19 protein-coding genes are annotated in these 22651 nt (G+C 45.9%); 2 read left to right on the top strand and 17 right to left on the bottom strand.

Going from position 1 to position 22651, the window contains the following annotated elements:
- Positions 1 to 16: 16 nt before the first annotated feature.
- From cbiG to RWX26_RS04455, 16 genes are all read right to left on the bottom strand, one after another.
- Complete coding sequence (gene cbiG / locus RWX26_RS04530) at positions 17 to 1078, bottom strand: cobalt-precorrin 5A hydrolase (RefSeq protein WP_314579630.1); 1062 nt, start codon at positions 1076 to 1078, stop codon at positions 17 to 19.
- A complete protein-coding gene (locus tag RWX26_RS04525) occupies positions 1068 to 1841 on the bottom strand; it encodes a cobalt-precorrin-4 methyltransferase (protein ID WP_126435889.1) in 774 nt (257 codons plus the stop codon). Before RWX26_RS04525 ends, cbiG begins: the two co-directional genes overlap by 11 nt.
- Positions 1841 to 2410 carry a decarboxylating cobalt-precorrin-6B (C(15))-methyltransferase gene (locus tag RWX26_RS04520; RefSeq protein WP_314579626.1) on the bottom strand — a complete coding sequence of 190 codons (570 nt, stop codon included), beginning with the start codon at positions 2408 to 2410 and terminating at the stop codon, positions 1841 to 1843. Before RWX26_RS04520 ends, RWX26_RS04525 begins: the two co-directional genes overlap by 1 nt.
- Entirely contained in the window at positions 2382 to 3014 is a 633-nt protein-coding gene (locus tag RWX26_RS04515) for a cobalt-precorrin-7 (C(5))-methyltransferase (protein ID WP_314579624.1), read from the bottom strand. The genes RWX26_RS04520 and RWX26_RS04515 overlap by 29 nt, the downstream gene beginning before the upstream one ends.
- Positions 3005 to 4132: a cobalt-precorrin-5B (C(1))-methyltransferase CbiD gene (gene cbiD / locus RWX26_RS04510; RefSeq protein WP_061595246.1), complete on the bottom strand. Its 1128-nt coding sequence runs from the start codon at positions 4130 to 4132 to the stop codon at positions 3005 to 3007. The genes RWX26_RS04515 and cbiD overlap by 10 nt, the downstream gene beginning before the upstream one ends.
- A complete protein-coding gene (locus RWX26_RS04505; RefSeq protein ID WP_223337402.1) occupies positions 4132 to 4836 on the bottom strand; it encodes a cobalt-precorrin-8 methylmutase in 705 nt (234 codons plus the stop codon). Before RWX26_RS04505 ends, cbiD begins: the two co-directional genes overlap by 1 nt.
- The gene (locus RWX26_RS04500; RefSeq protein ID WP_002910554.1) at positions 4837 to 5535 is read right to left on the bottom strand and encodes a cobalt-precorrin-8 methylmutase; all 699 of its coding nucleotides are present in this window, start codon (positions 5533 to 5535) and stop codon (positions 4837 to 4839) included. It abuts the gene before it with no gap.
- 9 nt (positions 5536 to 5544) lie between these two features.
- Positions 5545 to 6495, bottom strand: coding sequence for an adenosylcobinamide-phosphate synthase CbiB (gene cbiB / locus RWX26_RS04495; protein WP_314579618.1), 951 nt, complete (start codon positions 6493 to 6495; stop codon positions 5545 to 5547).
- A gap of 1 nt (position 6496) precedes the next feature.
- Entirely contained in the window at positions 6497 to 7855 is a 1359-nt protein-coding gene (locus tag RWX26_RS04490) for a cobyrinate a,c-diamide synthase (RefSeq protein WP_314579615.1), read from the bottom strand.
- A gap of 298 nt (positions 7856 to 8153) precedes the next feature.
- A complete protein-coding gene (locus RWX26_RS04485; protein ID WP_314579612.1) occupies positions 8154 to 9911 on the bottom strand; it encodes an ABC transporter ATP-binding protein in 1758 nt (585 codons plus the stop codon).
- Positions 9901 to 11667, bottom strand: a complete 1767-nt coding sequence (locus tag RWX26_RS04480; RefSeq protein WP_314579610.1) for an ABC transporter ATP-binding protein — start codon at positions 11665 to 11667, stop codon at positions 9901 to 9903. The genes RWX26_RS04485 and RWX26_RS04480 overlap by 11 nt, the downstream gene beginning before the upstream one ends.
- Complete coding sequence (locus tag RWX26_RS04475; protein ID WP_268686904.1) at positions 11660 to 12118, bottom strand: MarR family winged helix-turn-helix transcriptional regulator; 459 nt, start codon at positions 12116 to 12118, stop codon at positions 11660 to 11662. Before RWX26_RS04475 ends, RWX26_RS04480 begins: the two co-directional genes overlap by 8 nt.
- A gap of 174 nt (positions 12119 to 12292) precedes the next feature.
- Positions 12293 to 12628, bottom strand: a complete 336-nt coding sequence (locus RWX26_RS04470) for a hypothetical protein (protein ID WP_002903845.1) — start codon at positions 12626 to 12628, stop codon at positions 12293 to 12295.
- Between the two features lie 79 nt (positions 12629 to 12707).
- Positions 12708 to 13118, bottom strand: coding sequence for a peptide deformylase (locus RWX26_RS04465; RefSeq protein ID WP_314579604.1), 411 nt, complete (start codon positions 13116 to 13118; stop codon positions 12708 to 12710).
- Between the two features lie 46 nt (positions 13119 to 13164).
- The gene (scrK, locus tag RWX26_RS04460; RefSeq protein WP_268697834.1) at positions 13165 to 14064 is read right to left on the bottom strand and encodes a fructokinase ScrK; all 900 of its coding nucleotides are present in this window, start codon (positions 14062 to 14064) and stop codon (positions 13165 to 13167) included.
- Positions 14065 to 14223: 159 nt separating this feature from the next.
- Positions 14224 to 16236 carry a sucrose-specific PTS transporter subunit IIBC gene (locus RWX26_RS04455; protein WP_314579602.1) on the bottom strand — a complete coding sequence of 671 codons (2013 nt, stop codon included), beginning with the start codon at positions 16234 to 16236 and terminating at the stop codon, positions 14224 to 14226.
- A gap of 196 nt (positions 16237 to 16432) precedes the next feature.
- Between RWX26_RS04455 and RWX26_RS04450 the strand changes: the two genes are divergently transcribed.
- Both RWX26_RS04450 and RWX26_RS04445 read left to right on the top strand, forming a co-directional pair.
- Entirely contained in the window at positions 16433 to 17887 is a 1455-nt protein-coding gene (locus tag RWX26_RS04450) for a sucrose-6-phosphate hydrolase (protein WP_314579599.1), read from the top strand.
- The gene (locus RWX26_RS04445; RefSeq protein WP_314579596.1) at positions 17868 to 18833 is read left to right on the top strand and encodes a LacI family DNA-binding transcriptional regulator; all 966 of its coding nucleotides are present in this window, start codon (positions 17868 to 17870) and stop codon (positions 18831 to 18833) included. Before RWX26_RS04450 ends, RWX26_RS04445 begins: the two co-directional genes overlap by 20 nt.
- A 96-nt stretch (positions 18834 to 18929) precedes the next feature.
- Here the strand turns inward: RWX26_RS04445 and RWX26_RS04440 are convergent, their stop codons facing one another.
- Positions 18930 to 22628 (bottom strand): pullulanase, encoded by a 3699-nt coding sequence (locus RWX26_RS04440; RefSeq protein ID WP_314579594.1) that lies wholly within the window; start codon positions 22626 to 22628, stop codon positions 18930 to 18932.
- Positions 22629 to 22651 lie beyond the last annotated feature (23 nt).

The following is a 22651-nucleotide window of genomic DNA, read 5'->3' as shown; positions in this document are numbered from 1 at the left end:
TGCTTTTTCTTTTGATTTACTTTTTGGTTATTGCTTTTGCAAGCGCATAGGTACAGCCGTTCTTGGCAAAGCGCTCTGTCAGGACTTGACCCTGACTGGCCAAATCTGCGCTGGCCAAGGCGACACTGCCGACTCCGACTGTCTTTTTGACAAATTCTGACTGAGGATAGCGGTCTGCTACGACAGACAGCTCTTCCTTACTAAAGGTCTCAAAGGGACAGCCCAATTCCTCGGCCAAGGCCAGAATGGCTGCTTCATCCTTCTTGACATCAATGCTGACGATTTTAGAAATCTCACTGGCAGAAATTCCCTGCTGCTGACAAAATTCCTCAAAGCCTTCTCGGAAGACAGCAGGAGCCACATCCTTTCTGGCTCCAACTCCTAAGATATAAGGTTGAGGATAGATGAGAGCCAGGTTTTCTCTTTGAATGTCCTTTTTTTCAGTAGTCAGTAGAATCAGCGGTTCCGTTCCTTTGAGAACAGCCACAAGTCCTTCCTCATCCACCAGAGTCAGACCGCGAAGGTCCGTAACCCAGTCCTTTTCCTGATAGAAATAGACGGTTCGGCCGCTTCCTAGATAGCTGTTGAAAGGTTTGATGAATTCTCTCAATTCCGGTCGCCAGCCATTGACCGACTGAGCCAGATTGTCCAAGGCTGTTACATTCTGCACATCTGTCGCTGTCGTGATAACAGGATTGGAACCGAGCAATTCTGCGATGTCTAGCGTTACTTGATTGGCTCCGCCTAGATGTCCGCTCAACAGGCTGATGACATTCGTCGCTTTCTCATCCATGACCACCACTGCTGGGTCGCTCGCCTTGTCTTTCAAGACTGGTGCAATAGCTCGCACAACCGCCCCGATAGCCATGATACAAATGAGAATATCCACTTCCTGAAAGAGCTGACCAAGCGCCTCAATCACTCGTCCTTCGATAGCAATGACTCTGTCATCTGCCAATCGAGGTGTCGTATAGATAGGGATTTCCTTGCCCAGCTTTTCTCGCAGAGTCAGAGCCAAGTCCTTGCCGACCGCTGTCACTGTTGCGATTGCGTAACGGGCTTGAGAATTACTTGGCATGGCTGCTCTTCCCCCGTCTAAACTCATGCTGAAAATCTGCATGGTAGAGCTTGGAATAGTAGAATTCCTGACCTAAAAAGTCACCGACCAAAATCAAAGCTGTCTTTCTAATCTTAGCTTCCTTGACTTTCTCAGCAATGTTAGTCAAATCGCCAAAGACCTTCTTTTCATCCGGCCAAGTCGCCTTGTAAATGACTGCTACAGGCGTTTCTGGAGGATAGCCACCCTCGATTAGCTCGCTGACCACCTTTTCGATGCCTTGAACGGACAGGAAGATAGCCATAGAAGTCCGATGCTGAGCATAGCTTTTCAGAGATTCCCGATCTGGCACAGGCGTCCGGCCAGCCATCCGAGTGATGATGAGGCTTTGAGAAACCTCTGGTACGGTATACTCTGCCCCGATACTGGAAGCAGCTCCCAGAAAAGAACTGACGCCCGGCGTACAGTCAAACTCAATACCCCGTTTCTTCATCTCTTCGATCTGCTCTCGAATGGAACCGTAGATTGAGAAATCTCCCGTCTGCAGACGAACCACATCTTTACCAGTCTTGACTCCAGCCTCCATGACATCGATGATTTCCATCAAGTGCATGCTGGCACTGTCGTGAATCTCAGCTCCTTCTTTACAGTAGTTGAGCAAGTCTGGATTGACCAAGGAGCCTGCATAAATGACCACATCAGCCTCAGACAGCTGCTTGTAACCTTTGAGCGTAATCAGCTCCACATCACCTGGGCCTGCTCCAACAAAATGTACTTTGGACATCAATTAGCCTCTCTTTCTTTTTTCTTGCAGGAAACGATAATAGTCGGATTCTGAGGCTTGAAATAGTGCCCCTTGCCTATAGCTGTCCAGCGGCTAGCCTGAACGGAGACAATCTCTAGATCCTCCCAGTCCATCTGCTCCGCTATTAGAGCTGCTTCCAGAGCATTCTCCAGCAGGATAAAGTTCAAGACCAGCCGACCGCCCGGCTCCATGAGCTGGGCACACCAGTCGAAAATCTCCTGCATATTGCCCCCGGTCCCTCCGACAAAAATGGCATCAAAGCTGCCATCCAGCTCAATCGGAGCCAGTCCTTGATGGAGACGGACATTGTGGCAGCCAAAGTGCTGGATATTCTCCTGCGTCAAGGCCACCGCGTCTTCATTTCGCTCCACCGCCACCACTTCCAGTTCTGGATAGGTTCGGGCTGCCTGAATCGTGACACTACCAGTGCCAGAACCGACATCCAGCATGCGCTTGGCTCGATGCAGCTCCAACTTATCCAAACTGATGGCTCTGACTTCTTCCTTAGTCATAGGGACTTTAGCCCTGATAAATTCCGAATCCCTCATCTAACACCACCACTACATTCATTTCATATTCTCTATCTTCTACCTCACTCGCAGGCAGAATGGTAATACGCTCGTCTTCATAACTCAGCTGCTCACCGATGACCAGCACCTTATCCAAGCCTCTTTTAACAGCCTCTTGAGCAATCTCGTAGGGGCCAACTTTCTGATCGGTCACCATAAAGACTTTTGACAGACTCATAATCAAGTCAAAGTTAGGCGCCTTAGCATGACTGCTCGTCAGATAAGCATCGTTCATGGGCAAGGCAATTCTACTAGCCAGATACTGCATGGCGCTGATACCCGGCGAGATGACCACGCGTCCCTTAAACTTCTCTGATAGCCATTTGCCCAAACCGTAAATTAGCGGGTCGCCTGAGGCCAGATATAAAATTTCCTCATTCTCACCAAAGCTCTCCAGCAATTCTGCTAATGCGGCTAATTTTTTAGGAGGGACCAAACCCTTATCCCGATAAGCCGGCGGTAAGATTTCCAGATGGCGTTCACTGCCCAAAATGCGGTCAGCCTTTTCAAAATAGGCTTCCTGTCCCAGAAGACCATAGCTAGGATCTCCCGGACCAATTCCGATAACATAAATCATGTCCATTCCTCCTTTATCTGCTCTAAAGGCTGGGTTGATGCCAGATAGCCTTCCTCAGTCCCAAAGACGACCACCTCAATGCTGACTTCTGGCTTACGATAGCGAAGCAGGCGCTCACTTCTAGCCTTGATCTTATCTGCCAAGACCTGATAGACACCCTCGTAAGAAAATTCTTTAATGGCTGTTCCAGCTGCCTCGGTCGTCAAGCACTTGTCAACCTTTTCCAGCAGCTCAATAGGCGCCCCCATCAGGGCAAGATTAGCCACCAGCGTTTCCATACGGGCATCCGAGTCCTTGCTGTGGGTAGAGAAAATCCCAGCAGCTACTTTGACAAACTTGCCCATGTGACCGATCATCAAAACCTTGGTAAAGCCGATGCGCTGCACTTCTTTGAGGACATGTCCGACAAAGTTACTCATATTGACGATGCGCCCAGCTGGAATCCCCACAGTATTAGTAGCAAAATCTTCACCGTAATTTCCCGGTACCAAGACGACTGAACGATGTCCTTGATTGTAGAGCATGGTCAGCTCAATCGTAATGGACGCCTTCCAGCTATCCTCGGACATTGGATTGACAATCCCTGTTGTTCCTAAGATTGAAATGCCACCGACAATACCTAATCTGGAATTGTAGGTCAGTTTGGCCGTTTCTTCCCCACCAGGAACGGAAATGATAACTCGTGCTCCACAGTTGGGACCGATAATCTCACGGACATGCTGCTCAATCATCCGTCTAGGAGTTGGATTGATGGCTGCCATGCCGACATCACAGGCCAGTCCCTTCTCGGTCACGCGCCCGACGCCCTGACCACCGTCAATCTCGATTTCCTTCTGATCTGGCAGAAGAGTCACGGTCGAATAAATCAAGAGGCCGTGCGTCGCATCCGCATCATCTCCGCCATCTTTTTCAATGGCCGCTGTCGCTTCTTCTGGTCCAAAGGAAGGATTGTGAACATCCATGGTCACTTCCACACCTGAAGCCGTATGAACAGTAACCTTTTCTTCTCTTTCCTGATTTAAGATCATGCTCAAGGCTGCAACGGTCGCCGCCGTCGCACAAGTACCAGTTGTAAAACCTTTTCTTAATTTCTTTCCATTGACATAAGCGTATTCATCCATCATTAGCCCTCTCCTTTCTCCGGAGCCTGCTTTTTATCTGAAACACTGTAACGTTCATAGTCTGTAGTGTCGAGCTTGAGCTGGTAGAGGATGGCATTGACCACAGCTGCTGCGATGGTACTGCCACCCTTTTGTCCCAACGCCGCGATAGAAGGCACAGAACTTTCATGGAGCTTGAGCTTGGATTCTGCCGCTCCGACAAAGCCGACTGGAACTCCGACAACCGCATCCGGCTGCAAGCTCCCCTCTTCGACCATATCCAAAACCTTAAAGATAGAAGTTGGAGCATTCCCAAAGACAAATAGCTTTGGACCATCCACTTTAGCCGAATATTCCACAGCAGCCATGGAGCGAGTGATTCCTTTCTCCTTAGCTTCCTTAAAGATTGCTGGCTCATTGACCAGACAGCGATAGGAAACACCTAAGTCATCCAGCAGTTTTTTATTAAAACCACCCAAGACCATAGTCGTATCCGTAAAAATGGTGCCTTTGTTTCGGAGGACGTAGAGGATTTTCTCAATAACCTGATTGGAAAACTTGATATTGTAGAGGTAGTCAAAGTCCGCACTGGTAAAGACAACCCGCTTGAGCACTGCCTCTTCAAAAGGATCTGAAAAATGAATATCCGGATGCTCTTGGTCAATAATTTCCTGAATCTTGCTGAAACTAGCTTCTTCAATCTTGTGCGCTGCTTTTAGATAGGACATCTAGTTCTTTCCTCCTTCTTTACTGGATGGTGTAGAATAACGGACATAGTCATCCGTCACCACTTCTCTCAGCTGGTAGATAATGGCATTGACAATGGCTACTACAATCGTGCTGCCGCCTTTTCTGCCGAGATTGACAAGGGCCGGAAGACCTGACTGAAGCAGTTCCTCTTTGGATTCTTCGACATTGATAAAGCCGACTGGAACCCCAATCACTGCATCTGCTTCTACCAATCCCTGCTCTGCCAGCTCAATCAGGTAAGACAGAGCCGTAGGAGCACCACCGAAGGCAAATACTTTAGGCCCTTCAATCTTAGCTGCTATCTCAACAGCCGCCATAGCTCTGGTAATTTGCTTTTCCTTGGCCAGCGCAACTACTTCTTCATCGCTGATTAAACAGCGGTAGCTCACTCCCAGCTGGTCCAGCACCCGCTTATTAATGCCATTGAGAGAGATATTGGAGTCTAGCAGGATAGTCCCCTTAGCTCTGATTACTTCTTCTATTTTTTTAAGAACATCATGCTCAAAGCGCATGGTATAGAGATAATCAAAATCTCCCGTCGTATGGATAGCCCTCTTGATGATAGATTCTTCCATTTCCGAATGGAAGACATAATCAGGGTCTTTTTCAGTAATCATAGACTGAATAATTTGAAAGCTCTTTTCCTCAATAGAGGAAGGGTTTTGGATATATGTCATAGTATACTCCTAGAAATATGCTTGCTTTACTAAATATAAAAGAGTGAACAAGATTAAACCTGTCATGGTACTTGTATAAAGCAGAGAGATCGCCGTCTGAATATCATCAGCCTCAACCAATCTGGAAGCCTCTCCAATGGTCGGCTTCTCAATCAGCTCTCCGTGATAGACGTGTGGTCCGCCCAGCTGAATCCCCAGAGCTCCAGCCACAACTGCCTCTGAAAAAGCACTGTTGGGACTAGCATGCTGATAGCGATCCCGCCAACCGATCCGCAGGGCTCCTTTGACATCCAGCAGTAAAATTTGACTGCTGAGAATCAAGAAAAGCCAAGTCAAACGCGCAGGAATCAGATTGGCCAGATCATCCATCTTGGCAGATATCAAGCCGATTTTGCGGTATTTCTCCGTCCTATAGCCTACCATAGAATCTAAGGTGTTGATAGCCTTATAGGTCATAGCTAGAATGGGTCCGCCCAGAAAGAGGCAGAGCAGAGGGCCAATAACCCCGTCACTGGTATTTTCAGCCACCGTCTCAATTGTCGCCTTGCTGATTTCCTCTGGAGTCAGCTGGGAAGTTTCACGGCCGACAATCATGCCAACTTGCTTTCTAGCTTCTTCCAAAGTGCCAAACTTGAGCGTATGGTAAACTTTTTGGGCCTCAAAAGCTAGACTTTTAGCCGCCAGGCTGGCATAGGCCAGATAGATCCAGACGATCCAATAGAAGACGGGATGGACCAGACTAGCCAACCAAAGCAGACCGTAGCTCACTCCCAGCGCCAGTCCAACTGTTGTCAGCCAGAGGAAAAAGCCAAATAGATAGGGCGAAAACTGCCTTTTCTCCTGCAAACGCATACATAAATAAATATAGGAACCCATCCACTTGACTGGATGAGGCCAGCTATAGGGGTCGCCAATCAGCCAGTCAAGTAAAACGGCCAAAAAAATTGCAATGTGTGTCATATCAGTTCGCCTCTTTGATATAGTTCAGCCAGTTGGCCAGCAGCTGCTCGTCCTGATAAAAATGAACATGCAAGTAGCTGGCAAAGGTCCGGCCCTTTTGATAACCGCCTGTCCAGGCAGCTACGACCTGACCGTCTCTGACCTTCTCTAGCTTGAGGACCCTATCTTCCTCCGTTTCAAAGACTGAATGGTGAAACTCATGTCCCCTGACTGCCGTACCTTTAGGACCAAAAAGACTGTCTACCTGCGTTTCTGCTTGGCAATAACCAAAGCTTTTCAGGCCAGGGGTCATCAGGCTCTTGCCCTTGAAAATACCGACCATTTCATAGACCTGACCCTCTACTTCCAGCAGCTCTCCCAGATACATGAGGCCGCCGCATTCTGCATAGATTGGCCGGCCCTGCTCGTGAGCTTTCTTGACCGAAGCCCGGAAGTCAGCATTTGCCATCAGTTCCTGAGCGTAGACTTCTGGAAAACCGCCGCCAAAATAATAAGCATCTGCAGCTGGGAGCTCCTTATCTTTCAGAGGGCTGAAAGGTACCAGCTGGACATTGAGCTCTCTTAAAAAGTCCAAATTATCTTCGTAGTAAAAGTGGAAAGCATCATCCAAAGCATAAGCCAAAGTCAAGGGCTGATCATTGTGGATATGAAAAGGATTTGTCATCCGCTTATCGGGAAGTTCTGCCTTTTCCAGCAGCCTGTCTAGATTAATATGCTTGGCTGCTGCCGCTCCCAATTCCTCAAATCGACGGTCCAAATCATCCATTTCTACGTCAGGGATGAGACCCAGATGACGCGATGGCAGCTCTGCTGTTGCATTCTTAGGCAGATAGCCCAGCACTTCAACATCTGTATACCGCTCTATGGCGCCCTTGATGAGCTCATAGTGGTTTTGCGAAGCTACTCGATTGATAATGACCCCAGCAATATCCAAGTCCGGATCAAAGGTCGCAAAGCCATGGACCATGGCTGCCGCCGAGGTGGATATTGCCTTCCCATCAATAATCAAGACAACTGGAATACCCAACTTCTTAGCAACAGAAGCAGAAGACGCACAATCCTTGTCCGTTCCCAGACCATCAAAGAGACCCATGACTCCTTCAACTACTGCCACATCTGCGTCTCCATGCCATTTGTAGTAGGACCAAGCCAGACTCTGATCGTCCGGTATCATAAAGCTATCCACATTCCGTGAAGGCCGCTTGGTAATCCGACTATGATAAGCTGTATCAATATAATCAGGTCCTACCTTATAAGGCTGGACCTGATAACCTCTGTCTGCCAGAGCTTTCAAAATCCCTAGGGTAACTGTGGTCTTTCCGACACCGCTGGAAACACCAGCCAGCACAAATTGCTTCATCGCTTTACTCCAGATTCGCTGATAAAAAAAGTACTACAAAAAATAAGGAATTTTTATTTTTTTGTAGCACCGTTGCTCACTTATATGTAGAGCAAACACCCCGTTGTGTTCGCTTTCAGTTCTTATATTAAATTTATTTTAATATAAAGCGTAAAAACTGTCAAGTTTTTGATAGAGCATCTGTGAAAAAAAGTCAAGATTCTAGAGCGTCCTTACTGAAAACTGAGCATTTTTTAAAATTCTGTTAAATTTAAAAAAACATCAGGAAAACGAACATTCCTGATGTTTTATTTGAGCATCAACTTGCATCTTCCTCTATAAACTGACTATTATAGAGGTCCGCATAGAAGCCATTCTGATCCATGAGTTCATCGTGGTTGCCCTGCTCGATGATATTTCCATCGCGCATGACCAAGATAAGATCTGCATTACGGATAGTAGACAGACGGTGGGCAATGACAAAGGAAGTCCGGCCTTCCATGAGTTTGTCCATGGCCTTTTGAATCAGCTCCTCCGTCCGTGTATCGACTGATGAAGTTGCCTCATCCAAGATCAAGAGCGGCGCATCTTTCAGCAGAGCACGAGCGATGGTCAACAGCTGCTTCTGACCAACCGATAAGTTGACCGTGTCATCCAGCACCGTACCATAGCCCTGCGGCAGAGTCATAATAAAGTGATGAACACCGACCGCCTTCGCTGCGGCAACAACTGCTTCATCCGTCACATGCTCTTGATTGTAAATCAAGTTTTCTCGAATCGTTCCCTCAAAGAGCCAGGTATCCTGCAAGACCATTGAAAAGGCATCGTGAACCTCGGAGCGTTTCATATCCTTAATATCTATACCATCAATGCTGATACGACCCTTGTCAATTTCATAAAATTTCATAAGGAGATTAACGATGGTTGTCTTGCCAGCACCCGTTGGGCCGACAATGGCAATCTTCTGTCCTGCTTTGGCCTGGGCTGAAAAATCATGAATAATCGTCTGGTCCGGCTTGTAGCCAAAGAAGACCTCTTCAAAGGCAACATTTCCCTTGACAGCAGTAAGCTGCTGCTCTTTATATTGGTCGTCTTCCATATCAGGCTCAGCCAGAAATTCAAAGACACGAACCAGTGCTGCACCAGCCTGCTGCAAGACGGCGATACCTTGGGCAATCTGTGACAAAGGCTGAGAGAAGGTCCGCACATAAACCATAAAGGCGACAATAATTCCGATACTAATAGAGCCATTAATTGCCAGAGCAGCACCGACCAAAATAACCAGCACATAGGCAAAATTTCCCGTAAAGAACATGAGCGGCATCATCATGCTAGAGATAAATTGTGACTTCCAAATACTATTATAGAGATTGTGATTGAGAACTGCAAAGCGCTCCTTAGACTGATCAATGGCATTATAGCTGGTAACAACATTATGACCGGAGTACATCTCCTCCACATAACCGTTTACTGCAGCCAGATCGTTTTGCTGGGCGGTGAAATAGCCCTGAGACTTGCCCATGATGAGGCCGACAAAGACAAAGCCTAATACAGTAGCCAAGATGGTTACCAAGGCCAAGATCCAGTTCATGAAGAACATGGTCAAAACCACAGCCACCAAGAGCAGGCTGGCAGAGATAACATTTCCCAGACTCTGGTTGAGGGATTGGCCGACCGTATCTACGTCATTGGTCACGCGCGACAGAGTATCCCCCTGAGAATGAGCATCAAAATAGCCCAACGGCAGCTTGTTAATTTTCTCTGCAATGGCTGTCCGCAGTCGCTTAGAGAAATACTGGATAACCGTACTGATGATAAAGGACTGCCCGTAGTTGAGCAGAGCTCCGACTGCATAGAGCACGGTTAGCAGAAGGGCAATCTGAGACACAGCTTTTAAATCAATATTGGTAGCCAAACCTTCAGAGATGAGATTGGTAATTTCTTTTAGTTTATTTGGCCCATAGACCGTGATAATGTTTGACAAGACAGCTCCCACAAATGCCAAAGCAAGAGGAAGCTGGAAGCCTTTGAGATAAGGCCGTATCTGGCTAAATAATGAAGGCTTCTTATTTTCCATTTTCTAATTCCTCCTTGGATAGTTGTGAGTAGGCAATTTCTTGATAGACTTCGTTGCTGGCTAAAAGCTCTCGGTGGGTACCTTGACCGACAACCTTACCAGCATCCAAGACCAAGATTTGATCCGCATCCATGATAGTAGAAATCCGCTGCGCCACGATTAGCTTGGTCATATCCTGCGTCCGCTCAGCCAGTTCCTTGCGCAAAATGCGGTCTGTCTTATAGTCTAGGGCTGAGAAGGAGTCGTCAAAGATGAGGATTTCTGGCTTACGAGCCAATGCTCTGGCAATAGCCAAACGCTGACGCTGACCACCAGAGAAGTTGGTTCCGCTTTGAGCCACTTCTGCTTTCAACCCCTTTTCCTTCTCTTGGACAAAGGGTTTAGCCTGTGCTAGGTCAAGAGCCTCCCACATTTTCTGCTCATCCAGCGGGCTTTCTTTGCTTTGACCGAAGTCCAGATTGCTCTCAATATCGCCAGAGAAAAGCACCGCCTTTTGCGGGATGTAGCCGACCTTATCATGCAAGTCTTCCAACTGGTAATCTTGAACATTGACACCATCTACCAGAATCTCTCCTTCAGTCACATCGTAGAAACGAGGGATGAGATTGACTAGCGTGGATTTCCCTGAACCGGTTGAACCGATAAAGGCTACGGTATCACCAGCCTGCGCTGTAAAGCTAACATGCTCAATGACCGCTTCTGAATTCTTGGAATAGCGGAAGGACACATCTCGAAAGACCACCTCTCCCTTGCTATCCGATGCTGCCTTAGGCTGTTCTGGACTGGTGATAGAAGAATGCAGGTCCAGCACTTCATTAATCCGGCCAGCGGATACAATGGTCCGAGGCAGGACGATGAAGAGGGCACCCATGAGCAAGAACCCAATCACAATCTGCATTGCATAGGACATAAAGACGACCATATCACTGAAGAGTGGGAGACGCTCCTGCAGTCCAGCCTCCTGAATCAAATAAGCACCAATCCAGTAAATAGCCAGTGTCAATCCGCTGGAAATCCCCATCATAACTGGATTCATCATAGCCATCAGACGACCGATGAAAAGATTGAGCCGGGTTACTTCATCATTGGCTGCCGCAAATTTCCCATCCTGATAATCCTCAGCATTGTAAGCCCGGACCACGCGAATCCCAGTCAGACTCTCTCTAGTGACGCTGTTTAGCTTATCGACCAAGCGCTGCGCAACTGACTGCTTGGGAAAGGCCAATGTCACCAAAACTACCGTCAACAGGATATTGACTATAACAGCAATAAGAACTGCTATCAGCCAGTTCTCGGACTTGCCAATAATCTTGGTCATGGCCCAAATCGCCATAATCGGTCCCCTAGTCACAACCTGAAGCCCCATGGTAATTAAGGTCTGTACCTGGGTAATGTCATTCGTCGTCCGAGTCAGCAGACTAGGGATTGAAAATTTCTTAATCTCCGTCTGTGAATAGTCTAGCACACGGTTGAAAATATCGCTCCGCAAGCTCTGGGTAAAGCTGGCTGCTATACGAGCGGCAAAAAAGCCAACCACAATAGCTGACAGCAAGCTAGCAAAAGACAGGCCGATCATTTTCAGACCTGGCTCCCACAAATCTGCCAAACCAGTCCCTGGTGTTTGCAGCAACTCTGTAATCGTCGAAATATAGGTTGGAACTTCTAATTCCAGATATACCGTTAGGAAGGTGAAGAGCACACTGAGAACAATCATGCTCACTTCCCTTACCGTCAGCCGTTTAAATAACTTAAACATCTTTCCCTCCATTTTCTAAACTTTCGATATTCTGATAAAACTTGGCCATGACTTGAGAAAAAATCAGCAGTTCCTGCTCAGAAACACCATTCAAAATAGAACGATCCATTTCATCAAAAAAGTCACGGATTTTTTTCATTCTTTCCTGCGACTGCGGAGTGAGACGGATATATTTAGCCCGCTTGTCTGTCTTGCCCATTTCCAGCTTGATAAAGCCATTCTTCTCCATCCTTTTCATTAAGTTAGAGGCCACCGATTTGGAAATATCCAACTCCTGCTCAATATCCTTGATAAGGGTATCCTTCCCCTCTTCCATACGACAGGCGACAATATGCAAGACCTGCCCCTGAGGCCCAGCCATGGACTCAATCCCTTGCTCCTTGGCAAGCTTTTCCGCTATGAGATGAATCTTTCGTCCAAAACGCTTCAATTCCAGTAAAGGCTTATCCATACCTGTATCCTTTGTAAAAATAGTTTTCGTGAGAACTATTTTAACACAAGAAAAAAGAAAGTCAAGAAAAAAGTTTCCATGAGAACTATTTTTTCAACAAGAAAAAAAGCGAAGAAAATTTCTTCACCCTTCCTTTCAAACTGACAAACAGCCTAAAAATTGATTGGTCCCGCATTAAAATTTTGAAGAAGAAGCGAGGAATAGAGCCCCTCCAATGATAAGGAGAATGCCTGCAATCCAGCCTATAAATGGAATGGGCGCGATATTGCTGCTTCCGACGATAAGGAGGACGCCCGCTGCGACACTGAAACGCATTTGACCTTTGTAATAAGCTAAGGAAGTAATTCCCAAGCCCAGAGCTGCCAATTTAATCACCGCTCCCAGTAAATTCAGGCCAGAATCACCTAGTAGGGCTGAAAAAGGAACAAAAAAGATATTCGAGAGCAGCAAAATAGTCCCTCCAATCAAACCAACCAGACCGCTTATCAGTGCTAAAGTTTTTGTTTTCATTTACATCTTGCCTCCTTCAATATTATTCTGCTAATTATCTCTAATTTTAGACATTTTTTTGCAATTTTGTCAAATTTTTCTAAATGATAATCCCTTCCAAATGATCCAATTCATGCTGGCAGATTTGGGCAGGCAGGCCTTTCAAGGTCATGGTCTGCTGCTGCCAATGTTTATCCAGATAATCGACTGTGATTTCCTGATAACGTTGAGTGGGACGGCTTCCAACCAAGGACAGGCAGCCCTCTTCTGTCTGATAAGGGCCTGACTTAGAGAGCAGCACCGGATTAAACATGACTACCGGCACCAAGCCATATAGAAAGATAATGACCCGCTTACGGACACCAATCATATTTGCTGCGAGCCCTATACAGTTTTCTCGATTGGCCTGCAGAGTATCCTGCAAGTCTTGAGCCAGATAAAGGTCTTCTCTGCTAGCCCGCTCAGACAGCTGCTGCAGAAAGAAAATATCTTTGACAATTGCTTTTTCCATTGCTTTCCCTCATAGAGAAGAGCCTGATAAATCAGACCCTATAAGCTTATTTTGCGTGGCGTTCACTAACTTCTTTAGCCAGTACAAAGTTGCCCAGCGTTGCGGAGCCATTTCCAGCCACAGCCGGTGTCACGATATAGTCACGAACATCAGGAACTGGCAAATAGCCATTCAGAAGAACTGTGAATTTCTCACGAACTCGATCCAGCATGTGCTGCTGAGCCATAACTCCGCCACCAAAGACGATGACATCTGGACGGAAAGTCACTGTCGCCTGAATAGCCGCCTGAGCGATATAGTAAGCTTGAATATCCCAGACAGAACTATTGAGTTTAATATTTTCCCCACGAACTCCGGTCCGCGCCTCTAAGCTTGGTCCAGCCGCCAATCCTTCCAAGCAGCCATTGTGGAAAGGACAAACGCCATTGAACTCTTTTTCCACATCCATAGGGTGCTTAGCTACATAATAATGCCCCATCTCTGGGTGTCCTGTCCCCCCTACAAATTCGCCTCGCTGGATAGCGCCAGCACCGATTCCTGTCCCAATCGTATAATAGACCAGATTTTCAATACGGCCGCCAGCATTGTTGCGGGCTACTACTTCACCGTATGCCGAGCTATTGACATCCGTTGTAAAGTAAATGGGCACATTGAGGGCTCGGCGCAGAGCGCCAACAATGTCCACATTAGCCCAGTGCGGCTTAGGAGTAGTCGTGATAAAGCCGTAAGTCTTTGAATTAGGGTCAATATCAATTGGCCCGAAAGATCCAACAGCTAGACCAGCTAGATTGTCGAAACGAGAAAAGAACTCAATCGTCTTGTCTAGCGTTTCAATAGGCGTGGTCGTTGGAAACTGTGTCTTTTCAACAACTTCAAACCGTTCATCGCCTACAGCACAGATAAACTTAGTGCCGCCCGCTTCCAAACTTCCATACAATTTTGTCATTATAAATCCTCTTTTAACATTTGATTTCTACTCTATTCATTATAGCATATCTCTTGCAGACTTCTTGCCAAAAATAGTCTTTTTAAAGCTTTTTCAACAAGACTGTACTTATGACATAAAAAACGAACAAATCAACTTTTGTTCGTTTTCTAAATTCCATTAGGCTTTCACTTCAATAACTGCGTCGCCTTTAGCAAGAGCTCCTTCTGCTACTGGAGTCACAGAAGCGTAGTCAGCTGTGTTGGTAACGATGACCATAGTCGTATCATCCAGACCAGCGGCTGCAATTTTCTCAGCTTCAAATGTTCCCAGAATATCACCAGCTTTGACCTTGTCGCCTTGAGCAACCTTTTGGTCAAAACCTTCACCGCCCATAGACACTGTGTCGATTCCGACGTGAATCAGAATTTCAGCACCATTAGCTGTTTTCAAACCATAAGCATGGCCAGTCGCGAATGCAATTGTCACTTCAGCATCAGCCGGAGCATAAACCACACCTTGGCTAGGCTTGATAGCAATTCCTCGTCCCATCGCTCCGCTAGAGAAAACAGGATCATTCACATCGCTCAAAGCTACTGCCTGACCAACGATTGGAGAAATAATCGTTTCGTCTTGGAGGGCAGCTGGCACATTACCAGTTGTTTCTTCTTCGACTAATTTTTCAGTTTCAGCTTTTTCTTCAACAGTGTCTTCATCTTTATAACCGAACATATAAGTCAGTACAAAACTCAAACCAGTTGTTAAAACAACCATAAAGATATATTGCAACAATTGACCATTCAGGTAAAGGAGTGTACCTGGAATAATTGTGATACCGAAACTTGTACCTGCAAGCCCCATAATAGAAGCTAACCAACCACCAACAGCACCAGCACCCAGTCCAATTACAAACGGTTTAACAAAACGCAAGTTAACCCCGAAGATAGCTGGTTCAGTAATTCCCAATCCCGCAGATAGTGCCGCAGGAAATGCAAGAGCCTTGAGTTTTTTAGATTTTGTCTTCACAGCTACAGCCAAAGTCGCACCAGCCTGAGCTGTCATAGCAGCAGTGATAATCGCATTAAATGGATCTTTCCCGGTTTGAGATACCAACTGAGATTCTAGTAAGTTGAAGATGTGATGAACACCAGTTACGACAATCAGTTGATGAACTGCACCGATAATCAAACCAGCAAGACCAAACGGAAGGCTAAGAAGGAACTCTGTACCATTCAAAACATATGTCTCAACAATGTGGAAGACAGGACCAATAACAAAAAGTCCTAAAATAGACATTACAAGGAATGTAAGGAATGGAACAAGAAGAAGATCCAAAACGTCTGGAATTTTCTTGTGCAACCATTTTTCAAATTTAGCACCAAACAAACCTACAAAGAAGGCTGGAAGCACAGAGTTTTGGTAGCCAACTACTGGAATAAAACCAAAGAAATAAATCGGATGGACTTTTGTTGCTGTAACTTCGCTAGTGAATTTCAAACTTCCAAGAACATCCATATTAGCAATTTTGTCTAAAATATCCTTAGAAGGATCAACAGCAAATTTAGTTGCCTGACCAGCTACATCCCAAGCATTTGGAAGTGCTGAGTTAACCATCATTAGACCAAGAACCAAACCAATGATTGGGTTCCCGCCAAAGACTCTAAAAGCTGACCAGCAAATCAAAGCTGGGAAGAAAGCGAATGCTGTATCAGTTAATACTACTGTATAGGTGTAGAAATCAGTTGCTTTAAATGCATCTGCTGTGGTACCAAATAAAGATAAAACTTGATCCTGAGCAATTGCTCCACGAACTCCCATGAAAAGTCCTGTCGCAACAATAGCCGGAAGAATTGGCACAAATACGTCACCAAACGTACGGATAGCACGTTGGAACCAATTTCCTTGCTTGGCAGCTTCTGCTTTCATGTCATCTTTTGATGAAGTTGGCAATCCTAAGGCTACAACTTCGTCATAGATTTTATTAACCGTACCGGTACCAAAAATAATCTGGTACTGGCCTGAGTTAAAGAAGGCACCCTGAACTTTTTCCAGATTTTCGACAGTATTTTTGTCGATTTTACCTTCATCTTTTACCATGACGCGCAAGCGAGTCGCACAGTGAGCCACACTGTTGACATTCTCACGTCCGCCAAGGGCTTCGATGACTTTTTTTGCAATTTCAGTATTATCCATTTGCAAAAATCTCCTTATAAATATTTTTAACTTTTTGAAAGCGATTTTATCACCTTTACGAATATTATTTTACCATGATTCAAAAATATGTCAAGCGTTTTGCAGAAAAAATATTTTTTCACTGTTAAATGTTGATTTTTCGACAGAAAACGTTTACTATAGTAATAAGAAATAATATGATTCGGAGGACAAAAGATTGGCTTGGACGACTGAAAAACGCTATAAACGCTATGAAGACTGGACTCAGGAAGAGCTACAGCACATCAAAGAAAACATCGCTAAATCTCCTTGGCGGGCTAATTATCATGTAGAGCCTCAAACAGGTCTGCTCAATGACCCCAATGGCTTTTCTTATTTTGACGGCAAGTGGGTGGTTTTCTACCAAAACTTTCCTTTCGGAGCAGCTCACGGCCTCAAGTGCTGGGTCCAGTTGGAAAGTGACGACCTAGTTCACTTCACGGAAACTGGTCTTCGAGTGCTGCCAGATACTCCTCTGGACAGCCACGGCGCCTATTCTGGCTCTGCTATGCAGTTTGACGACAAGCTCTTTCTCTTCTATACTGGTAATGTTCGTGATGAAAACTGGGTGCGTCACCCTTATCAAATCGGTGCCCTATTAGATAAATCAGGCAAGCTGGAAAAAATTGACAAGGTCTTGATTGAACAGCCAGCTGAAGCGACCGACCACTTCCGCGATCCGCAGATTTTCAACTACAAAGGGCAATTCTATGCCATTGTCGGTGGGCAAAATCTAGACACACAAGGCTATGTCAAGCTTTACAAGGCTGTTGATAACGACTATACCAACTGGGAAGCCGTCGGCGATTTAGACTTTGCAAATGACAAGACAGCCTATATGATGGAGTGTCCAAACCTAGTCTTTATCAACGACCAACCAGTCCTGCTCTATTGCCCTCAAGGTTTGTCTAAGGAGGTGCTGGACTATGACAACATTTATCCAAACATGTATAAAACAGGTCAATCGTTTGACACAAGCAAAGCTGCTATGATTGATCCTAGCCCTATCCAAAATCTGGACTACGGCTTTGAGTGCTACGCGACCCAAGCCTTTAACGCACCTGACGGTCGTGCACTGGCTGTCAGCTGGCTAGGCTTGCCTGATGTGGAATACCCATCTGACCGCTTCGACCATCAAGGGGCCTTCTCCCTCGTCAAGGAATTAACCCTGAAAGACGGCAAGCTCTACCAGTATCCAGTGCCTGCTATCAAGAATTTGCGAGCAGAAGAACAACCTTTCGCTAATTTGGCAGAAAGCAAGAACAGCTACGAACTGGAGCTGAATCTCGCTGCGGGCACCGAGCATGAAATCGTCCTCTTTGCAGACAAGGATGGCAAGGGCTTACGCATCAATTTTGATCTTAAGGAAGGTCAAGTGACCGTTGACCGCAGTCAAGTGGGTGAGCCATTTGCTCTAGACTTTGGAACCAGCCGAAGCTGCAATATTGACAAAGAAACTACAAATGCTAGTATATTTATAGATAAATCAATTTTTGAAATTTTCATTAATAAAGGAGAGAAAGTATTTTCCGGCCGTGTCTTCCCAAGAGAAGACCAAACAGGTATTGCCATTACTAAGGGCAATACAACCGGTACTTACTATGAATTAGAATATGGTCGCAAAGCTAACTGATGTAGCAAAACTAGCAGGAGTCAGCCCCACAACTGTTTCCCGCGTCATCAACAGAAAAGGCTACTTGTCTGACAAAACGATTTCCAAGGTTGAGGCAGCCATGCGAGAATTGGCCTACAAGCCTAACAATCTGGCGCGCAGTCTCCAAGGAAAATCAGCCAAGCTAATTGGACTCATTTTCCCTAATATCAGCAATGTCTTTTATGCAGAATTGATTGGGAAGCTGGAGCATGAGCTCTTTAAACAAGGCTATAAAACCATTATCTGCAATAGTGAACATGACTCTGACAAGGAGCGCGAATACCTTGAGATGTTGGAAGCCAATCAGGTGGACGGCATTATTTCCGGCAGCCACAATCTAGGCATCGAGGACTACAATCGTGTGACCGCACCAATCATTGCCTTTGACCGCAATCTCTCGCCGGATATCCCAGTTGTCTCCTCAGACAACTATGGCGGCGGAGTGCTGGCGGCTCAGACCTTGGTCAAGGCTGGAGCTCAAAACATCATCATGATTACTGGCAATGACAATTCCAACTCACCAACCGGCCTGCGCCATGCCGGCTTTGCTTCCGTCCTGCCGAACGCACCTATTATCAATGTATCCAGTGATTTTTCTCCGATCCGAAAGGAAATGGAAATCAAGCAAATCCTCAGTCAAACTAAGCCCGATGCTATTTTTGCTTCAGATGATTTGACAGCCATCTTAATTATGAAAGTCGCTCAGGAGCTAGACATCCAGATTCCCAAAGATTTGAAAATCATTGGCTACGATGGCACCTACTTTATAGAGAACTACTACCCACAGCTGGCAACGATCAAGCAGCCGCTGAAAGATATTGCCTGCCTCTCTGTGGACCTGCTCCTCAAAAAAATTGCTGGCCAAGAAGTCCAAACGACTGGCTATTTCCTGCCAGTCAGTCTCTTGCCTGGTAAGAGTGTTTAACGCAGATATAAACAAGCAAAGACGACCTCCATTGTTGGAAGTCGTCTTTATTTAGCCATAGTCTAAAAAATTTCTCACATGGCATTCATCAAATTATTACTGTTTCTTTCTAAAGGTTAACAGACCGGCCAGGAAAGCAAGGAAGCTACCTAAAAGAGACAGTAGAGAATTATTTGTTCCAGTTTTTGGCAAGTTTTTTTCTGTTTGGCTAGCCGCTTCTTTTACTGCTGAATCCTGAGGTTTTTGCCCATCCAAGGATAAAGCCTGAGGCTGAGCCTTGGCTACAGAAGAGGCAGACAGTTGCTCTTCTTGAGTTGTTGGATCTTGGGATTTTTCTTCCTGATCGGGGTTCGCTTTTCGAAGTCGCAAAATAGTCGCTGTTAGCGGAGCCAGGGCTAAACCATTGCTGTTTCTGGTGACACCTGCTGGATCAGAAATGGCTGTCACTCCTGCCGTATTACCATCTGCCACAAGCTCTGCACCTGCTAGATGCTTGTAAGCTTCACCAAAGTTGAATTGTCGCTCTTTGGTGTCTGTATTGACAAAGACTGCATAAATATCGCCATTTGACGCAACTACTTGGTAACCGAGAACAAGGTCTTCTTTCTCAACACCATCCTTGCCAGGTTGGGTGATGAGGGTTACATTTTGATCCACTTCTGCTTTGGAACTGCGAGTGAAGGCATCCGTTGATTTCCGCAGGGCAATTAAGCCCTTCATATAGGCACGACTCTTGGCATTTTCAGGGAACTTCTCCGAATCAGTCGCCTTGGTCCAGTCAAAGTGGTTGATCGCGTCGCTCGAGTCATAAGAATCATGAATGAAATAAGGATAGTCAAAAGGCGTGCCGTCTTCATTGGTCAACAAATGCGCTTTATTAGGAACCTTGTCTTCTGAGACCGGATATTTATAGGCAGGATCGCGGAATTGCTTAGTCCGGCCGTACTCTTGACCAGAGTGGATAAATGGTGTCCCTTGCGAAGTCAGAATCATCAGATTCCCCAGACGCAGGCGGCGATGAATCTCTTGATTATTGGCAGCTAGTGCCGGATCTTTCTTAATCGACTGGGCAATGATATCAAAGAGTGTCAGATTATCATGAGCAGCGATGTATTGAATCACATCCCCTGGGCTATCCGCCTCAAAATTAGTTGGCTGCGCCTTGATGTTTTTGAAGACATTTTCTACACTTCGCTTGCCACCAGTGATAAAGGCTGGTGTTCCCTCATTTGGATAACCCGATTTCAAGGTATTGCGAATATCATCTGAGAAGACCGCTACCGTGTCTGTTGATTTCATCCAAGATTGGTCAGCAGGCTGGACAGCTTTATTTTCATCACCTGCATAAGTTTTCCAGCCCTCACCCAGCATAATGAGATTTGGGTTAAGCTTCTTGGCTTCTTCGTAGGCTTTTTGGATGGACTCAGCATCATGGTCTCCCATCATATCAAAGCGGAAACCATCTACCTTGTACTGCTCTGTCAGGTACTTGATCGAATCCACCAAGACCCGTCTGCTCATATAGTGAGTAGTACCCAAACGACCGCCGCCAAAGCTGGATCTCGGTGTCCCATCCGCATCCATAAAGTGGTAGTAATTGGGCTCCAAATCTTCAAAGATAGAGGTCTTAGCCGTATGATTATAGACCACATCCAGGATAACGCCCATTCCACGCTTATGAATTTCGTTGACAAGATTTTTGAATTCCTCAATGCGCTTGGCTGGATCTGTCGGCGCGCTGGAGTACATACCTGTCAGCGAGAAGTAGTTTTGCGGGTCATAGCCCCAGTTATAGTTGCTGTTACTGGAAGCGTACTTGTCCATGCGCTCAGCATTTTTCAGCTCATTTACAAAGTAATAACTTAGAACTGGCAGGAGCTGAACGTGGGTCACTCCCAAGTCTTTCAAATAATCCAATTTCTCAATGAAAGCTGAGAAAGTTCCAAATTGAGATTTCAAATCCTTTGAGATAGCTGGATCAGAGGTAAAGTCACGAACGTGCGCCTCATAAATCAAGGCATCTTCCCGCTTCTTGAAGTTTGGAATATTGCCATAGGTCAGGTCTTTCGGTCCATATTCACTTGGATCTACAAAGGCTGCCTTGGCAATCTTATAGGCATCCCCCTTGTCCGCATCTTCACTGTTCCAAGCAGCTAAAGACTTGGCATAAGGATCCAGCACAAGAACCTTTTTGCCGCCACGAGTAATTTCATAATGATAGAAATATCCACGATAGTCAGAAATTCCTAGACCGCTCTCAGGCGTCAGGCTACTGGTCCATGTGCCAGCCTCACCTTTCTGCATAGCCAAGCGTCCAATGACCTTGTTCTGATCTTCTTTGTCATAGACCACCAAATCAACTTGGTCCGCACTCGGTGACCAGAAGGTTAGGGCCACTTGTTTACCCGCTTGAGAAACACGCGCTCCCAAATCACCATCATACTTATAAATACTATCCTTCAGCTGCCAGTTCATGCTGGTTTTGAATTGATCATTGCCATATTTGATAAGGTAGGGTGACTGGGCTTGGTTAAAATCACCAATGAATTTGGCGCTTTTGGTCCTAGGATCCAGAACCACATCTTTAACAGCGACTTCATGGCCATCTTTGTCTGTAATCTTTAAGTTCTTTAAAATGTCCTCTTTTTTAGCACTTTCTAAGGTAGAAAAGCTGGCCTCAATCTCAGTCAAGCCAATATGCTGGGCTCCCGTCATACGAATATCATTGACAAAGTAAGGGTTGGTATAAACTGTCGGATCCGCATCACGCAAGAAAATCTGGTTATTTTTCTCCAAATTAGCAAAATTATAATCCTGATTTTGAATCTTCACATCATCTCCTGATTTGCTTTCGTCTAGAAGCAAAAAGCCAATCATCTTAGCAGCATCTTTCAAGGGAACATCTACATAGCGACCGTATTTGCCAGTATTTTCAAAGTCCACTCCGTCAGGCCAATTCTTGCTTGGGTTTTGGACATCTCCCCAGAGCCAGAGCGACTTCTTATCATACTGGCCATCTGTACGATAGTAGTTGATTCGGACCATCCCTTTCTTCAATGGCTCATAAGTATGAGGTTGATAGTCCGTGTCAAACCAAACCTCATTCATCTGAGGACTGAGTAGCTCGACCGTCTTGTCACCCGTAATATTTTGCCCTGCTGTATTATTGATTAGAAGGCTGATCTTGCTTCTTTTCTCAGCCATCTTGACATCAAGATAATAACCATAGTCATCTTCTTTAGCAGTCGCAAAGCTAGTCGCTCCGGTCGGCCAAGCTCCCTTTTGGCTAGAAGGCGTCTCAACATCATCCCAAGTCCACAAGCCCAAGCTGTCTAGATTTTGTGACGGCAAGGTTTTGAAATGAAAGCGGATATTGCCTTCTTCGATAGCGTCTTTCGCCGAAGCTTGCGGCTGACTAACTGGTTCTTGCTTGTCTTTTTCACTTGGATTCCCAGCTTCTTGACCAACTGCTTCTGAACCTGCACTAGCTGGAGCTTGATCTGCCACTACACCAGTTGGAGCTGCCTGCTCTGAAGCCCCCGCTCCTGAACTATCTGCCTCTCCAGTTTTTCCCTCATCTGCTGACTTAGGTTGAGCTATCGCATCTGCATCAGAGACTGCTTCTATTGCAGGGCTGGTGGCTGTGCTCGCCTCATCCGCTTGGACTAGCTGAGCATTTCCCAGGAGGAAACCTGAGGCAATGACAACAGAGGCTACTCCTACTTTTAAACGACGGATGCCAAAATAATGACGCTTTTCGCCCATCTGAGACTGTAGGCGATAGTTATTTTTCATAAACAGAAAACTCCTTTATTTTT

The sequence above is a fragment of the uncultured Streptococcus sp. genome, from assembly GCF_963536705.1.
Lineage (GTDB): Bacteria > Bacillota > Bacilli > Lactobacillales > Streptococcaceae > Streptococcus.
This window is presented reverse-complemented; position numbering and strand designations above follow the sequence as displayed.

What these genes read in the sequence shown, in the direction of transcription:
- cbiG (WP_314579630.1), bottom strand. Translation starts at nt 1,078, where the DNA reads ATGCCAAGTAATTCTCAAGCCCGTTACGCAATCGCAACAGTGACAGCG.
- RWX26_RS04525 (WP_126435889.1), bottom strand. Translation starts at nt 1,841, where the DNA reads ATGTCCAAAGTACATTTTGTTGGAGCAGGCCCAGGTGATGTGGAGCTG.
- RWX26_RS04520 (WP_314579626.1), bottom strand. Translation starts at nt 2,410, where the DNA reads ATGAGGGATTCGGAATTTATCAGGGCTAAAGTCCCTATGACTAAGGAA.
- RWX26_RS04515 (WP_314579624.1), bottom strand. Translation starts at nt 3,014, where the DNA reads ATGGACATGATTTATGTTATCGGAATTGGTCCGGGAGATCCTAGCTAT.
- cbiD (WP_061595246.1), bottom strand. Translation starts at nt 4,132, where the DNA reads ATGATGGATGAATACGCTTATGTCAATGGAAAGAAATTAAGAAAAGGT.
- RWX26_RS04505 (WP_223337402.1), bottom strand. Translation starts at nt 4,836, where the DNA reads ATGTCCTATCTAAAAGCAGCGCACAAGATTGAAGAAGCTAGTTTCAGC.
- RWX26_RS04500 (WP_002910554.1), bottom strand. Translation starts at nt 5,535, where the DNA reads ATGACATATATCCAAAACCCTTCCTCTATTGAGGAAAAGAGCTTTCAA.
- cbiB (WP_314579618.1), bottom strand. Translation starts at nt 6,495, where the DNA reads ATGACACACATTGCAATTTTTTTGGCCGTTTTACTTGACTGGCTGATT.
- RWX26_RS04490 (WP_314579615.1), bottom strand. Translation starts at nt 7,855, where the DNA reads ATGAAGCAATTTGTGCTGGCTGGTGTTTCCAGCGGTGTCGGAAAGACC.
- RWX26_RS04485 (WP_314579612.1), bottom strand. Translation starts at nt 9,911, where the DNA reads ATGGAAAATAAGAAGCCTTCATTATTTAGCCAGATACGGCCTTATCTC.
- RWX26_RS04480 (WP_314579610.1), bottom strand. Translation starts at nt 11,667, where the DNA reads ATGTTTAAGTTATTTAAACGGCTGACGGTAAGGGAAGTGAGCATGATT.
- RWX26_RS04475 (WP_268686904.1), bottom strand. Translation starts at nt 12,118, where the DNA reads ATGGATAAGCCTTTACTGGAATTGAAGCGTTTTGGACGAAAGATTCAT.
- RWX26_RS04470 (WP_002903845.1), bottom strand. Translation starts at nt 12,628, where the DNA reads ATGAAAACAAAAACTTTAGCACTGATAAGCGGTCTGGTTGGTTTGATT.
- RWX26_RS04465 (WP_314579604.1), bottom strand. Translation starts at nt 13,118, where the DNA reads ATGGAAAAAGCAATTGTCAAAGATATTTTCTTTCTGCAGCAGCTGTCT.
- scrK (WP_268697834.1), bottom strand. Translation starts at nt 14,064, where the DNA reads ATGACAAAATTGTATGGAAGTTTGGAAGCGGGCGGCACTAAGTTTATC.
- RWX26_RS04455 (WP_314579602.1), bottom strand. Translation starts at nt 16,236, where the DNA reads ATGGATAATACTGAAATTGCAAAAAAAGTCATCGAAGCCCTTGGCGGA.
- RWX26_RS04445 (WP_314579596.1), top strand. Translation starts at nt 17,868, where the DNA reads ATGGTCGCAAAGCTAACTGATGTAGCAAAACTAGCAGGAGTCAGCCCC.
- RWX26_RS04440 (WP_314579594.1), bottom strand. Translation starts at nt 22,628, where the DNA reads ATGAAAAATAACTATCGCCTACAGTCTCAGATGGGCGAAAAGCGTCAT.